This is a genomic window from Microbacterium sp. LWH11-1.2 (assembly GCF_038397745.1).
Classification (GTDB): Bacteria; Actinomycetota; Actinomycetes; order Actinomycetales; family Microbacteriaceae; genus Microbacterium.
In genome coordinates this window covers 2,976,144-2,990,670 of sequence record NZ_CP151636.1, presented here as the reverse complement: position 1 = coordinate 2,990,670, position 14,527 = coordinate 2,976,144, and the positions used below count along the sequence as shown (strand labels likewise).

Genomic DNA, 14,527 nt, shown 5'->3' with positions numbered 1-14,527 from the left:
ACGGTCACCCTAACCGCTGTCATGCGTCCGCGAGAGCGTAGCCCTCCTCGCCGTGCACGACCTGGTCCACACCGGCGATCTCGTCTTCGTTCGTGACGCGGAAGCCGATCGTCTTCTCGATCGCGAAGCCGATGATGAAGGCGACGACGAAGGAGTAGATGAGCACACCCAGAGCGGCGATCACCTGGACGGCGAGCTGGCGGGCGTCGCCGCCGACGAACAGGCCGGTGCCGGTGGCGAAGAAGCCCAGGTACAGGGTTCCGATCAGGCCGCCGACGAGGTGGATGCCGACCACGTCGAGCGAGTCGTCGAAACCGAGGCGGAACTTCAGCTCGACCGCGAGAGCGCAGACGATACCGGCGACGGCGCCGAGCAGGAGCGACCAGCCGGGCGTCAGGTTGGCGCACGCCGGGGTGATGGCGACGAGACCGGCGACCGCACCGGATGCGGCGCCGACCGAGGTGGGCTTTCCGTCCTTGATCTTCTCGATCAGGATCCAGCCGAGGATGGCAGCAGCCGTGGCGCCGAGCGTGTTGAGACCGATGAGTCCGACACCGCCCATGTCCTCGGCGAGCCACTCCGCACCGGCGTTGAAGCCGAACCAGCCGAACCACAGCAGCGCAGCGCCGAGCAGCGTCAGCGGCACGTTGTGCGGCTTGAGGATGCCCTTCTGGAAGCCGATGCGCTTTCCGAGGACGATGGCGAGAGCGAGGGCCGCAGCACCCGCGTTGATGTGCACGGCGGTACCACCGGCGTAGTCGATGACGCCGATGCCGCTGTCCTCACCGAACAGGGTGGTGCCGAGGTTCATGATCCAGCCACCGCCCCAGACCCAGGCGGCGACGGGGAAGTAGCCGACGGTGGCGAAGACACCGGCGAAGATCAGCCAGCTGCCGAACTTCGCGCGGTCGGCGATGGCGCCGGAGATCAGGGCGACCGTGATGATCGCGAACGTCGCGCCGTAGGCGACACCGAGAAGGGCGACGTTCGATCCCTCACCCGAGGCCAGGCTCGAGAGCCCGAAGTCGGCGAAGGGGTTGCCGGCGAAGGCGGTCGGACTGTCGACGGCGCTCATGGAGAAGCCGAAGAGAATCCACAGCACGGCGACAAGGCCGATCGAGCCGAAGCTCATCATCATCATGCTGACGACGCTCTTCGCCTTGACGAGACCGCCGTAGAAGAAGGCGACGCCAGGCGTCATGAGCAGGACCAGCGCTGTCGCGGTGATCGCCCACGAGATGTTGCCGGGAGCATCCATAGGAAAACCTCACATCCGAAGTAATTGAGAGCTTCAGTGTGACGACGCGCGGTTTCGCGCATGCGTGAGGTTTGTTTCTCCGGTGTTACAGAAGGGCTCCGGGTGTGAACATCGCGTTACACGGGCCTGGAGGGTCACGCAGAATGCGTCAGCGCGTTCAGTCGGGAGATGGCGCGCAGGTACTTCTTGCGGTATCCGCCGGCGAGCATCTCATCGGAGAACACGGCGTCCAGACCGAGTCCCGTGGCGATGATCGGGATCTGGGCGTCGTACACCCGGTCCACGAACGCGACGAACCGGAGCGCCTCGGACTGATCGGTCAGCTGGCGGACGCCGCGGAGGCCGACCTGGTCGAGTCCGTCGATCACGCGGATGTAGCGGGACGGATGCACCTGGGCCAGATGACGGATCAGATCATCGAAGCGGTCATCGGATGCCGTGCCGGCGGTCGCGCCCGCCTCACGCGCGCTGTCGTAGGCCTCGTCGTCGAGGACGACGGCATGGCCGTCCAGAGCGCGCTGCCGGAAGTCGACGCCGTCGATCCGGATCGTCTGGAAGCTGTCCGACATCGCGTGGATCTCGCGAAGGAAGTCCTGCGCCGCGAAGCGTCCTTCGCCGAGAGCGTTCGGCGGGGTGTTCGAGGTCGCGGCGAGGCGGGTGCCCGTCGGGACGAGTTCGCCGAGCAGACGCGTCATGACCATGGTGTCGCCCGGGTCGTCGAGTTCGAACTCGTCGATGCAGAGGAGGTCGGCGCCCTTGAGCAGGTCGACCGTGTTCTTGTAGCCGAGTGCGCCCACGAGCGCGGTGTACTCGATGAACGACCCGAAGTACTTCCTGCGTGCGGGCATCGCGTGATAGATCGACGCGAGAAGGTGCGTCTTGCCCACGCCGAAGCCACCGTCCAGGTACACCCCCGGCTTGACCTCGGGCTCCTTCTTCGCCCGGCTGAAGAACCCGCCGCGCTTGACCGGGCCGCCGCGACCGGCGAAGCGGATCAGCGTCTCCTTGGCCTCTTCCTGAGAGGGGTAGGCGGGATCCGCGCGATAGCTGTCGAACGTGGCCGTGTCGAACTGCGGCGGCGGCACCAGACTGGCCAGCATCTCGGGTCCGCTGACGGCGGGCTGGCGCTCGGTGAGGTGCACGATTCCCGTGCGGCTGGTCGTGTCGGTCATCACGGTCCTGAATCGGGTGCGCACCTGTGTCGAAGTCTTACGAATCGGGTGCAGGGCGCACTGAGGGGATCTATCGTCGAAGGGACGGCTCCACACTACGCCGTCCGCCACCGCACCCTCGCCCGCTCAATGCTTCGGAGAACCCATGGCCATCGAGATCGATTCCTCCTCCCCCAAGTTCGCCGAGTACGCCGAACCCGGCCGTCTGGTGACGACCGAATGGCTGGCGGAGCGCCTCGGACAGCCCGGTCTCGTCGTCGTCGAGTCCGATGAGGACGTGCTCCTCTACGAGACCGGCCACATCCCCGGTGCCGTGAAGGTCGACTGGCACACCGAGCTCAACGACCCGGTCGTGCGCGACTACGTCGACGGCGAGGGCTTCGCCCAGCTGCTCAGCCGCAAGGGCATCGCCCGCGACGACACGGTCGTCATCTACGGCGACAAGAACAACTGGTGGGCGGCCTACGCCCTCTGGGTGTTCTCCCTCTTCGGACACGAGGACGTGCGACTGCTCGACGGCGGCCGCGACCGCTGGATCTCCGAGGGACGCGAGCTCACGCGCGACGCCACCACCCGCCCCGCGACGGAGTACCCGGTCGTCGAGCGCGACGACTCCGTGATCCGCGCCTACAAGGAAGACGTCCTCACGCACATCGGCAACCCGCTGATCGATGTCCGCTCCCCCGAGGAGTACAGCGGAGAGCGCACGACCGCTCCCGCGTACCCCGAGGAGGGCACGCTGCGCGCCGGGCACATCCCCACCGCGCAGAGCGTGCCGTGGGCGAAGGCGGTGGCCGAGGACGGCGGCTTCAAGAGCCGGGCGGAGCTGGACGCGATCTACCGCGACGGCGCCGGCCTGAAGGACGGCGACGACGTCGTGGCGTACTGCCGGATCGGTGAACGCTCCAGCCACACCTGGTTCGTGCTCAAGCACCTGCTCGGCTTCGAGAACGTGCGCAACTACGACGGCTCCTGGACCGAGTGGGGCAGCGCCGTGCGGGTTCCGATCGTGACGGGTGCCGAGCCCGGCTCGCTCTGAACATGGGAGGATGTCAGGGATGAGCGCCAGCGACCTTCCTGACATCCTCGCCGACATCCGCGACGGCTTCCTGGAGACCCCCGAGTCGGATCGGCTCCTGCTGCTGCTCGAGTACTCCGACGAGCTTCCCCCCGTCTCCGACGAGGTCGCGAACCATCCGGAGATGTGCGAGCGCGTCGCGGAGTGCCAGTCGCCGGTCTATATCTACGTCGAGGTGAACGACGACATCGTCACGATGCATGCGACCGCACCGCCGGAGGCGCCGACCACCCGCGGGTTCGCCAGCATCCTCGTGCAGGGCATCACCGGACTCACATCCGACGAGGTGCTCGCCATCCCCGACGACTACCCGCAGTCGATCGGACTCACGAAGGCGGTCTCGCCGCTGCGGATCGGTGGGATGACCGGGATGCTGATGCGCGCGAAGAAGCAGGTCAGGCAGAAGCGCTGAAGCCCTGCGCCTCGACCCAGTCGGTGATCGCCGCGGTCCAGCCGGGCTGATCGTAGTTCCAGATCTTCGTGTGCCGGGCGACGCTGAACTCGGGCATGGTCACGAGATCCGGTCGTGCCTGCTGAAGGGCCACCGACGAGTCGATCGGAACGAATCCGTCGTCCACGCTGTGGAGGATGAGCATCGGCGCTGTCAGCTCGCCGGCGCGCGCGACCATGTCGAGCCGGTCGAACGAGATCGCGTCGTCCGCGCCGCTGATCCGTGCGGTGAGGGGGCGCTGCAGGGCGCTCATCGCCAGTTCCGGGAGCGGTGCGCGGACACCCGCGATCCGGGCCTGGAAGCGCAGCACGGTGCGCCAGTCGACGACCGGGGACTCCAGGATCAGACCGACGATGCGCTCCCGATAGCTCGAGCTGACCGCCGCCTGCAGGGAGACGGCGCCTCCCATCGACCAGCCCATCAGGATCACCCGCTCGGCGCCGTGGCGCAGTGCGTAGGCGATCGCCGCATCCACGTCCCGCCACTCCGCGGTCCCGAGGGCGTAGGCGCCGGCCCGGCTGCGCGGCGCCTCGCTGTCGTTCCGGTACGACACCACGAGGTTGGGGAATCCGGCGGCATGCAGAACGGGGACCGCCCGCAGGCACTCCACCCGCGTGGCTCCGCGCCCGTGCACCTGGATCACCCACGTCGTCGACGTCGCAGGGAAGAACCAGGCAGGGCAGGGCCCCGCGGGTGATCCGATCAGCACGTTCTGCCAGGACAGATGCAGCTCACTCGGCGACGAGTAGTAGTAGCCGCTGAATCCCGCCCCCCGATCGACCCTGGCCCCCGTCTCGATCTTCGTCAGCAGCTTGCGCCGCACGCTGGTCGCATCGACGCCGAGGACGGCGCCGAGCTTCACGTAGCCGTAGGTGCCTGTCGTGAACAGCCCGTAACGTCCAGGAAGCTCGGTGTCGACCGTGCGTTCGAGCTCGATGGTCTGCGCACCGGTGTCGACCGCGAGGATCTGCGTGTCGACCGGTCGGCGCATCGGGGTGACGACGCGACGAGCCACGCCGAACACGAGGAACGACAGGGCGGCCCCGAGTGCGAGCAGAGCGGGGACAAGGAGTGCAACGGCGTGCCTGAGACTCTTCATCGCCTCCTGACTCTAGCCTGTTGCCGTGACCGCACACCCCGATGCCGGGACCCCCTTCGACAGCGCGATGGCCGAACTGCGCGAGACCGCGTTCCGCGACGACATCACGGTGCGCGAGATCTCCACGCCTCAGGGCCTGGCGCCCTTCGCCATCGCGCTCGCCGCCGACGTGCGACCAGGGGGCGACGGAGAGTCGGTCTACGGCACCGGTCGATTCGTGCTGCTGCACGATCCGGACGAACCGGGAGCCTGGGGCGGGGCATGGCGCATCGTGATCTTCGCGCAGGCGCCGCTCGAGAGCGAGATCGGCACCGACCCCCTCCTGGCGGACGTCACGTGGTCCTGGCTGGTCGACGCGCTCGACTCCCGCGACGCGATCTACCACTCGGCATCCGGCACCTCCACGAAGACGCTGTCGAAGGGATTCGGCGCTCTCGCCGTCGAAGGCGACGGCGCACAGATAGAATTGCGGGCGTCCTGGACTCCGGAAGGCCCGTTCCGACCGCACGTCGAAGCATGGGCCGAGCTGGTCGGAATGCTGGCGGGACTTCCGCCGGGCTCCGAGGGCATCGCCGTGTTCGGCGCTCGAAAGGCAGTACGTGACTGAATACTCCGTGATCTCGGATGTCGAGGAGTTCCGCGCAGCGTGCGCTGCGCTCGCGGCGGGCACCGGGCCGGTCGCCGTCGATGTCGAACGCGCGTCGGGCTTCCGCTACTCGCAGCGCGCGTACCTCGTGCAGGTGTTCCGGCGGGACGCGGGCGTGTTCCTCTTCGATCCGCCCGAGCTCGGCGATTTCTCACCGCTCCAGGAGGCGATCGGCGAGACCGAGTGGGTGTTCCACGCCGCCAGCCAGGACCTTCCCTCACTCCGCGAGCTGCATCTCGAGCCGCCGTCGATCTTCGACACGGAACTCGCGTCGCGCCTGCTCGGGCACGACCGCGTCGGCCTCGCGGCCGTCGTCGAGGACACCCTCGGGATCACCCTCAAGAAGGAGCACTCCGCCTCTGACTGGTCGACGCGCCCGCTCCCGGACTCGTGGCTCGACTACGCCGCGCTCGACGTGCTGCACCTGATCGACGTCCGCGACGCCCTCGTTGCGGAGCTCGCGGAACAGGAGAAGACCGAGTTCGCCGCCGAGGAGTTCGCCGCCACCCTGACCCGGCTGCCCAAGCCTCCGCGCGAGGATCCGTGGCGCCGTCTCAGCGGACTGCACCAGGTGCGCGGCGCCCGCAATCTCGCGGTCGCACGTTCCCTGTGGCAGGCGCGCGAGACCTTCGCGCAGGAGCAGGACGTCTCCCCCGGGCGACTCGTTCCGGACCGCTCGCTCGTCGCCGCCGTCATGGCGAACCCGCAGTCGAAGCAGGCGCTCGCCGGCATCAAGGAGTTCCAGGGGCGCGCGAGCCGCACGCAGCTGGACCGCTGGTGGCAGGCCATCGTCGACGGTCGTGCCACCGAGGAACTCCCCCGCGAACGGGTTCCGAGCGACGCGCTGCCGCCGCCGCGTGCCTGGTCCGACCGGAATCCCGAGGCCGACGCACGTCTGAAGGCCGCGCGCCCGGTGGTCGAGGCCGTCGCCGAGGAACTGGGCATGCCGACCGAGAATCTGCTGACCCCGGAGTTCCTGCGCCGCGTGGCGTGGGACGCGCCGGGCGAGACCGCCGAAGACATCGGCGCCGCCCTCTCGGCGCTCGGCGCACGTCCGTGGCAGATTGCACAGACCGCACAGAAGATCGCGACTGCCTTTGTAGAGGCGGCGCAATCGCCCGACACCACCCCCGCACCCGCTTCGTAGGTTCGATCCAACCGATTCCTCCCGGTTTCCGCCCGTTCATAGACTGAGGCGACCGCACAAACTTGGAGGCAGAGTGGCCGAGATCTCGGACGTCTTCTTCGTCGATGGAGTGCGCACCCCCTTCGGGCGCGCCGGCGAAAAGGGCATGTACTGGAACACCCGCGCTGATGACCTCGCCGTGAAGGCGACCATCGGCCTCATGGAGCGCAACGCGGCCGTCCCGGCGGATCGCATCGACGACGTCGCGATCGCCGCGACGAGTCAGACCGGCGACCAGGGCCTCACTCTCGGGCGATCCGTGGCGATCCTCGCCGGGCTCCCGCAGACCGTCCCCGGCCTCGCCGTCGAGCGCATGTGCGCCGGTGCGATGACCAGCGTGACCACCATGGGCGCATCGATCGGCGTCGGGATGTACGACCTGGCCCTCGCCGGCGGCGTCGAGCACATGGGCCACCACCCGATCGGCGGCAACGCCGACCCGAACCCGCGGTTCGTGGCCGAGAAGATGGTCGACCCCGGAGCTCTCAACATGGGCGTCACGGCCGAGCGGATCTTCGACCGCTTCCCGCACCTCACGAAGGAGCGCTCCGACCGCTTCGGGATGCTCAGCCAGCACAAGGTGCAGGCGGCGTACGACGCGGGCAAGATCCAGCCCGACCTGGTCTCCGTCGCGATCAAGGGCGCCGACGGCGCCTGGGGTCTCGCGACCGAGGACGAGGGGCGACGCCCGCAGACGACCATGGAGGACCTGGCTGCGCTCAAGACGCCGTTCCGTCCCCACGGGCGGGTCACCGCAGGAACCTCCTCGCCGCTCACCGACGGCGCGACCATGTCGCTGCTGGCCGGGGGCGGCGCCGTCAAGGAGCTGGGTCTCGCCCCGAAGATGCGGATGGTCTCGTTCGCCTTCGCCGGTGTCCAGCCCGAGATCATGGGTATCGGACCGATCCCCTCGACGGAGAAGGCACTGAAGAAGGCGGGTCTGCAGATCTCCGACATCGGACTGTTCGAGCTGAACGAGGCCTTCGCCATCCAGGTGATCTCCCTGCTCGACCACTTCGGCATCGCCGACGACGACCCCCGAGTCAACCAGTGGGGCGGTGCCATCGCCCTCGGACACCCGCTCGCCGCCTCCGGTGTGCGTCTGATGATCCAGCTCGCGGCGCAGTTCGCCGAGCGCCCTGACGTCCGCTACGGCCTGACGGCGATGTGCGTCGGGCTGGGCCAGGGCGGCTCGGTCATCTGGGAGAACCCGCACTACGACGGAAAGAAGAAGAAGTAGTGAGCTACGAAGACGTCGACTTCTCGCCCATCCAGGCCCTCACCGAGGGAGAGGTCGTCACGCACTCCCCCGTGCGCGACATCCGCCTCGCCTCCGGCAAGACCCTCGCCCTGATCACGCTCGACAACGGTCGCGACCACAACCGTCCCAACACGCTGGGTCCTGCCACGCTCACCGAGCTCGGCGAGACCCTCGACGAACTCACGGCGCGAGCAGCTGCCGACGAGATCCAGGCGGTCGGCATCACCGGCAAGCAGTACATCCTCGCCGCCGGCGCCGACTTGTCCGACATCAGCAAGGTCGGGTCGCGCGACAACGCACGCCTGATCGCCCAGCTGGGGCACAAGGTGCTCGGCAAGCTCAGCGAGCTCGGAGTCCCCTCGTTCGCCTTCGTGAACGGCCTCGCTCTCGGCGGCGGTCTGGAGATCGCGCTCAACTCGTCGTACCGCACGGTCGACGCGTCGGCGGCGGCCATCGCGCTGCCGGAGGTCTTCCTCGGCATCATCCCCGGCTGGGGCGGTGCCTACCTCCTGCCGAACCTCATCGGCATCGAGAACGCTCTCGAGGTCGTCATCTCGAACCCGCTCAAGCAGAACCGGATGCTGAAGCCGCAACAGGCGTTCGACCTGGGGATCGTCGACGCGATCTTCCCCGCGGCGAACTATCTCGAGAACTCGCTGGCGTGGGCCGACGCGGTCCTCGGCGGCAAGAAGGTCGAGCGCAGGAACGAGCCGGGCAAGATCGAGCGCCTCACCAAGTGGCCGATCGCGATCAAGATGGCCCGCGGCATGCTGGAGTCGAAGATCGGCACCGTTCCGAAGTCCCCCTACGCGGCGCTCGACCTTCTCGACAAGGCGAAGAGCGGCACGAAGGCCGAGGGCTTCGCCCGCGAGGACGAGGCGCTGGCCGAACTCGTGACCGGCGACCAGTTCGCCGCCTCGATGTACGCGTTCGACCTGGTACAGAAGCGGGCGAAGCGCCCCGTCGGCGCTCCCGACAAGGAGCTCGCGAAGAAGGTCACGAAGGTCGGCATCATCGGCGCAGGCCTCATGGCCAGCCAGTTCGCGCTGCTGTTCGTGCGCAAGCTCCAGGTCCCGGTGCTGATCACCGATCTGGATCAGGCACGCGTCGACAAGGGCGTGGCGTACATCCACGAGGAGATCGGCAAGCTCGAGGCGAAGGGTCGGCTCGACTCCGACGCCGCGAACAAGCTGCGCGCGCTGGTCACCGGCACGACCGACAAGACCCTGTACGCGGACTGCGACTTCGTGATCGAGGCCGTGTTCGAAGAGGTCGGCGTCAAGCAGCAGGTGTTCGGGGAGATCGAGAAGATCATCGCCGAGGACGCGATCCTCGCCACCAACACCTCGTCGCTCTCGGTCGAGGAGATCGGATCGAAGCTGGCGCACCCCGAGCGCCTCGTCGGCTTCCACTTCTTCAACCCGGTGGCTGTGATGCCGCTGATCGAGATCGTGAAGACGCCGGCGACGGCGGATGCCGCACTCTCGACCGCCTTCGTCGTCGCGAAGAATCTGGGCAAGAACGCCGTGCTCACCGCCGACGCACCGGGCTTCGTCGTGAACCGCCTGCTCGCCAAGGTCATGGGCGAGGCGGCGCGGGCCGTCTACGAGGGCACGCCGATCGCGGAGGTGGAGAAGGCCTTCGGTCCGCTCGGGCTCCCGATGGGTCCGTTCCAGCTGATCGATCTGGTCGGCTGGAAGGTCGCAGCTCACGTGCAGGACACGATGGTGCATGCCTTCCCGGACCGCTTCTACGCCAACGAGAACTTCCACGCCCTCGCCGAGCTGGATGCGGTGGTCGAGAAGGACAGGGGCGGTCGCGTGACCGGCTGGACGAAGCAGGCGGAGAAGGTGCTCAAGCCGGCGGTCGGCAAGGCGCCGGCCTCGGCCGCGACCATCCTGCAGCGCGTGCAGGACGGCCTCGCCACCGAGATCAAGCTCATGCTGGACGAAGGGGTCGTGCCCGAGGTCGAGGACATCGATCTGTGTCTGATCCTGGGCGCCGGCTGGCCGTTCATCGACGGCGGCGCCTCGCCGTACCTCGACCGCGAAGGCGCGTCCGACCGGGCTTTCGGAGGCTCGTTCCACACCCCGCAGATCCGCGGCATCGAGAGCCGCTGAGCGCGGTACGACCGACGGGGAACGCCCCTCCGACGCGCGAGCGTCGGAGGGGCGTTCCCGGTTCACCGGCCGATCAGCCGGCGACAGGAGTCTGCGGCGGACGCTCGTCGTCATCCCCCGCGCGCGGCCAGAAGGACAGCGCCCGCTCCGCCAGCGCCGTGATGGTCAGCGAGGGGTTCACACCCGGGTTCGCCGGCACGGCGGCACCGTCGACCACATGGAGTCCGGGATGACCCCACACGCGGTGATAGGAATCGATCACCCCGTCCGCCGGCGAGGCGGAGATCACTGCGCCGCCCAGGAAGTGCGCGGTGAGCGGGATGCCGAACACCTCGGGCCACGATCCTCGAGCCTCGGCGGGAACGCCGCCCTCGCTGCGCATCCGGGCGGCGATGGCGCGTGCTGCGCGATGAGCCTGAGGCAGATGGCTCGGATTCGGCTCACCGTGCCCCTGAGCGCTGGTCATCGTGAGACGCCCGAACCGACGCCGCAGGGAGAGCGTGAGCGAGTTGTCGGCTGTCTGCATCACCAGAGCGATGATCCCGCGCTCGCTCCAACGCCGCAGCGACCCCAGGCGGAACTGGCGTATCGGCGACCGCAGAGCCCGGACCACGACCCCGCCGAGCCTCCGGGCGAGTGAACGGTCGCCCGGCACCATCACGGTCGCGAGCGCGCCCATCAGATTCGAGCCCGGGCCGTAGCGGACGTTCTCGACGTGGGTGCTCTCGTCAACGTGGAACGACGTCGTGATCGCCACTCCGCTAGCCAGGGCGAGGGATTCCGGCACCCTCGTCGCCACGGCGCCGTCCAGCGCCTCGGAGTTGGTGCGGGTGAGCCGGCCCACGGCATCGGACACGTGCGGGAGCGCCCCGGTGTGCTTCATCCGGTGCAGCAGCTGCTGCGTGCCCCAGGTGCCGGCGGCGAGCACGACCTCACGCGCGGTCACGGTGCGCTGCCCGTGTCGCAGCCACGCGCCGCTGCGGCGCGTGGTGACGGCGAACCCACCGCCCGCGAGCGCCCGAACCTCGGTCACGGTGCGCAGCGGCTCGATGATCGCGCCACGGCGCTCGGCGAGGGCGAGGTAGTTCTTCATCAGGGTGTTCTTCGCGCCGACCCGGCATCCGACCATGCAGTTGCCGCAGAGCGTGCATCCGGTGCGCTCCGGTCCCTCCCCGCCGAAGAACGGATCAGCGGTGCGCTCCCCCGGCTTCCCGAACCAGACGCCGACGGGCGCATGACGGAAGGTGCTGCCCACCCCGAGATCCTCGGCGGCCCCGGCCATGATCCGCTCCACGGGTCCGCTGTGCGGATAGCGCTCGACGACGCCCAGCATCCGCTTCGCCGTCGCGTAGTGGGGTGCGAGCTCGGTCTCCCAGTCGGCGATCCCTGCCCACTGCCGGTCGGCGAAGAACGCTCCGCCGGGCTGATAGAGGGTGTTCGCGTAGTTGAGTGAACCGCCGCCCACACCGGCCCCGGCGAGGATCATCACGTGCGGCAGGCGGTGGATGCGCTGCACGCCGAAGCATCCGAGGCCCGGCGCCCAGAGGTAGCGGCGCACGTCCCAGCTCGTCTTCGCGAAGTCCTCGTCCTCGAAGCGCCGTCCCGCCTCGAACACCCGCACCCGATGTCCCTTCTCGGTGAGCCGGAGTGCGGCGACCGCGCCGCCGAACCCGGATCCGACGATCACGACGTCCTCATCGAACCCGGTCACGCGAGAACTCCCTCGGCCGGGGTCAGGACGGTGAACGCTGCCGGACGCAGCGAGATGGTGCACTCGTCCTCGCCGAGACGCTCGCCGTCGGCGTAGACCACGAGACCGGGCGCGCTCACCGTCACCGTCCGCACTCGACGATGACGCACTTCCGGTCGTGAGAGGTGCCGTCCGCGCAGCAGCAGCGGGAACAGCCGCAGGAGCCGCAGACGCCCGAGCCGTGCGACCTGCACCAGATCGAGCATCCCGTCATCCGGCGTCGCGCCCGCGCACACCGGCATGCCGCCCCCGTAGCTCGCCGTGTTGCCCACGGCGACGAGCGTTCCGAGCGCCGTCTCCGGCGTCTCGCCGTCCACGGCGACCGTGAAGCGCAGAGGCCGGAGGCGAACGAGCTCGATGACGAGCGCCAGGTAGTAGCGGAGGGCCCCGTGCGGCCAGCGCAGCCGGTTCGTGCGGTCGCTCACCTTCGCGTCGAATCCCAACGCCGCGACCGTGAGGAACCGCGCGGAGCGGTCGGCGGTCGTCACCTCGCCGACGTCGAGCACGCGACCCGTCCCGGTCAGTGCGAGTTCCGCCGCCGCTGCAGGATCGTGCCGTGGCAGCCCCAGCGCACGGGCGAGGTCGTTGCCCGTGCCGGCGGCGACGAGCGCGACGGGCACGGAGGCGGCGCACACCACGTCGAGGATTCCGGACAGCGTGCCGTCTCCCCCGACGACGACCAGCACGTCGGGACCTTCGTCGACGGCTCGTGCAGCGAGCTCGACGGTCGCCGACGCGGAGTCGCCGGTGTAGACCCGCACCTCCGATCCGCGCGAGCGCAGGTGCGACACGGCGGCATCCGTGGCCTGACCGCCCCGCCCCTTCCCGGCGTACGGGTTCGAGAGGAGTGCGATATGCCCCACGTCAGCCGATCCTCTCGGTGTGCGGCTGCGCGCCGATCACGGCTCCGGGATTCATGATGCCGCGCGGGTCGAGCTCCCGCTTGACGGCCGCCAGGATGCGGACCCCTGTCTCGCCGATCTCCTGCGCCAACCACGGTGCGTGATCGCGTCCCACGGCGTGATGGTGGCTGATGGTGCCGCCGGCCGCGAGGATCGCGTCGTTCGTCCGCGCCTTCACCGGTTCCCAGACGGTCAGCGGATCGGAGCGGATGCCGGCGAGCACGGTGAAGTACAGCGAGGCCCCAGTGGGGTAGATGTGCGAGACATGACACATCACGGAGGACTTCGCACCGGCATCCGCGAAGCCCGTGCGCAGCGCGTCCGTGACCGCGGTTCGCAGGGCGTGCAGGTTCGCCCAGGTCGTCGCCGTCTCCAGCGTCTCGCAGAAGACGCCCGCATCGAGGAGGGAGTCGCGGAGATAGGGTCCGTCGAAGCGACCGGACAGCCAGTCCTCCGCTGCCCCCTGGCCGGACGAGGTCCCGCCGGCCGCGGCCAGCAGCGCCGCGGTGCGCTCCCGTCTCTCGCCGATGCCATCGCCCTCGTACACGGTCACGACGCTCGCGCCCTTCGCGAGCGCCTTCCCGATTCGGCCGACCTGCGCCAGGCTCACCGCGGTCTCCGCCTCGTCGGACAGCCGGATCACGGTCGGTCCCCCGCCGTGCTGCGCGACCCGGCGCAGTCCCTCCGCACCGCTCGCGAAGTCGGGGAACGACCAGGACTCGAACACCCTATCCTTCGGCACCGGGTGCACGCGCACGCGCACCTCGGTGATCACGCCGAAGATCCCCTCCGAGCCGAGGAAGAGACGCACGAGGTCTGGCCCCGCAGCGGAACCCGGTGAACGGCCCAGCTCGACGTCCCCGGTGGGCGTGGCGACGCGGATGCCGGTCACCATCGTGTCGAAGCGGCCGTATCCGGCCGAGTTCTGTCCGGACGAGCGTGCGGCGGCGAACCCGCCGATCGTCGCATAGCGGAAGCTCTGCGGATAGTGCCCCAGCTCGAGGCCGTGCCTCGACAGCAGCGCCTCAGCCTCGGGGCCGGTGGTCCCCGCGGCGAGCACGGCTTCGCCGCTGACTTCGTCGAGCTGCAGGAGCCCGCTGAGGCGCCGGAGATCCAGGCTGACGACCGCGTGGTGTGCGCCACGCTCGGGGTCGAGCGCGCCGACCACGCTCGTGCCGCCGCCGAAGGGGATGACCGTGATGTCACGATCGGCGGCGACGACGAGGCAGGCACGCACCTCGTCGTGGCTCCCCGGGCGGACGACCGCGTCCGGCACCTGCTGACCGGGCTGCCTGCGGCGGAGGAGATCGGGGGTCGAACGGCCCCCGGCGTGTCGGATCCGCGCCTCGGGGCTCGCATCGACCTCGCCGAGTCCGACGACTGCGGCGAAGCTCGCGAGGTCATCCGCTGTCAGAGCGCTGTCGGCGATACGGACGTGATCCAGCTCGACCGCGGCAGGCGGGCGGCGGAGGCGGCCCAGCAGAAGCGGGAGAAGGGCCCGCACTGCGCGAGGCAGATCGTGGGCCTTTGCGGGATCCCCCCAGCCGTTCCAGCGCATCGGCCCGGCATCGGCGCCTCTGCCGTTCTCTTGCTCCATGCGTTAC

At 69.2% G+C, this 14,527-nt stretch carries 12 protein-coding genes; 6 read left to right on the top strand and 6 right to left on the bottom strand.

What is annotated here, in order from left to right:
• Positions 1–19: 19 nt before the first annotated feature.
• Positions 20–1,258: an ammonium transporter gene (locus MRBLWH11_RS14485; RefSeq protein WP_341945359.1), complete on the bottom strand. Its 1,239-nt coding sequence runs from the start codon at positions 1,256–1,258 to the stop codon at positions 20–22.
• 134 nt (positions 1,259–1,392) lie between these two features.
• Positions 1,393–2,430, bottom strand: a complete 1,038-nt coding sequence (gene zapE, locus MRBLWH11_RS14480) for a cell division protein ZapE (protein ID WP_116634877.1) — start codon at positions 2,428–2,430, stop codon at positions 1,393–1,395.
• A gap of 145 nt (positions 2,431–2,575) precedes the next feature.
• On the opposite strand from zapE, the gene MRBLWH11_RS14475 reads away from it, so the two are divergent.
• Positions 2,576–3,469 carry a sulfurtransferase gene (locus MRBLWH11_RS14475; RefSeq protein WP_116634876.1) on the top strand — a complete coding sequence of 298 codons (894 nt, stop codon included), beginning with the start codon at positions 2,576–2,578 and terminating at the stop codon, positions 3,467–3,469.
• Between the two features lie 19 nt (positions 3,470–3,488).
• The gene (locus MRBLWH11_RS14470; RefSeq protein ID WP_116634875.1) at positions 3,489–3,920 is read left to right on the top strand and encodes a SufE family protein; all 432 of its coding nucleotides are present in this window, start codon (positions 3,489–3,491) and stop codon (positions 3,918–3,920) included.
• On the opposite strand, the gene MRBLWH11_RS14465 is transcribed toward MRBLWH11_RS14470, so the two are convergent.
• On the bottom strand, positions 3,904–5,058 hold the full coding sequence (locus tag MRBLWH11_RS14465; RefSeq protein ID WP_116634874.1) for an alpha/beta fold hydrolase: 1,155 nt from the start codon (positions 5,056–5,058) through the stop codon (positions 3,904–3,906). The two genes, MRBLWH11_RS14470 and MRBLWH11_RS14465, sit on opposite strands and share 17 nt — an antisense overlap.
• Positions 5,059–5,083: 25 nt before the next feature.
• On the opposite strand from MRBLWH11_RS14465, the gene MRBLWH11_RS14460 reads away from it, so the two are divergent.
• The 4 genes from MRBLWH11_RS14460 to MRBLWH11_RS14445 all read left to right on the top strand — a co-directional run bounded on the left by MRBLWH11_RS14460 (position 5,084) and on the right by MRBLWH11_RS14445 (position 10,271).
• Positions 5,084–5,665 carry a DUF3000 domain-containing protein gene (locus MRBLWH11_RS14460; RefSeq protein WP_279303204.1) on the top strand — a complete coding sequence of 194 codons (582 nt, stop codon included), beginning with the start codon at positions 5,084–5,086 and terminating at the stop codon, positions 5,663–5,665.
• Positions 5,658–6,851 (top strand): HRDC domain-containing protein, encoded by a 1,194-nt coding sequence (locus MRBLWH11_RS14455; RefSeq protein ID WP_341945358.1) that lies wholly within the window; start codon positions 5,658–5,660, stop codon positions 6,849–6,851. Before MRBLWH11_RS14460 ends, MRBLWH11_RS14455 begins: the two co-directional genes overlap by 8 nt.
• Positions 6,852–6,924: 73 nt before the next feature.
• Positions 6,925–8,130, top strand: coding sequence for a thiolase family protein (locus MRBLWH11_RS14450; RefSeq protein ID WP_341945357.1), 1,206 nt, complete (start codon positions 6,925–6,927; stop codon positions 8,128–8,130).
• The gene (locus MRBLWH11_RS14445; protein ID WP_341945356.1) at positions 8,130–10,271 is read left to right on the top strand and encodes a 3-hydroxyacyl-CoA dehydrogenase NAD-binding domain-containing protein; all 2,142 of its coding nucleotides are present in this window, start codon (positions 8,130–8,132) and stop codon (positions 10,269–10,271) included. Before MRBLWH11_RS14450 ends, MRBLWH11_RS14445 begins: the two co-directional genes overlap by 1 nt.
• A 73-nt stretch (positions 10,272–10,344) precedes the next feature.
• Here the strand turns inward: MRBLWH11_RS14445 and MRBLWH11_RS14440 are convergent, their stop codons facing one another.
• Genes MRBLWH11_RS14440 through MRBLWH11_RS14430 form a run of 3 tightly spaced genes read right to left on the bottom strand, consistent with a single transcriptional unit; the run spans position 10,345 to position 14,520 of the window.
• The gene (locus tag MRBLWH11_RS14440) at positions 10,345–11,982 is read right to left on the bottom strand and encodes a GMC family oxidoreductase (protein WP_341945355.1); all 1,638 of its coding nucleotides are present in this window, start codon (positions 11,980–11,982) and stop codon (positions 10,345–10,347) included.
• A complete protein-coding gene (locus MRBLWH11_RS14435) occupies positions 11,979–12,884 on the bottom strand; it encodes a YegS/Rv2252/BmrU family lipid kinase (protein WP_341945354.1) in 906 nt (301 codons plus the stop codon). The genes MRBLWH11_RS14440 and MRBLWH11_RS14435 overlap by 4 nt, the downstream gene beginning before the upstream one ends.
• Before the next feature lies 1 nt (position 12,885).
• Complete coding sequence (locus MRBLWH11_RS14430) at positions 12,886–14,520, bottom strand: FAD-binding oxidoreductase (RefSeq protein WP_341945353.1); 1,635 nt, start codon at positions 14,518–14,520, stop codon at positions 12,886–12,888.
• Positions 14,521–14,527: the final 7 nt, after the last annotated feature.

Coding starts and splice junctions, on each gene's coding strand:
- MRBLWH11_RS14465 (WP_116634874.1), bottom strand. CDS start 5,058: ATGAAGAGTCTCAGGCACGCCGTTGCACTCCTTGTCCCCGCTCTGCTC.
- MRBLWH11_RS14485 (WP_341945359.1), bottom strand. CDS start 1,258: ATGGATGCTCCCGGCAACATCTCGTGGGCGATCACCGCGACAGCGCTG.
- MRBLWH11_RS14475 (WP_116634876.1), top strand. CDS start 2,576: ATGGCCATCGAGATCGATTCCTCCTCCCCCAAGTTCGCCGAGTACGCC.
- MRBLWH11_RS14430 (WP_341945353.1), bottom strand. CDS start 14,520: ATGGAGCAAGAGAACGGCAGAGGCGCCGATGCCGGGCCGATGCGCTGG.
- MRBLWH11_RS14470 (WP_116634875.1), top strand. CDS start 3,489: ATGAGCGCCAGCGACCTTCCTGACATCCTCGCCGACATCCGCGACGGC.
- zapE (WP_116634877.1), bottom strand. CDS start 2,430: ATGACCGACACGACCAGCCGCACGGGAATCGTGCACCTCACCGAGCGC.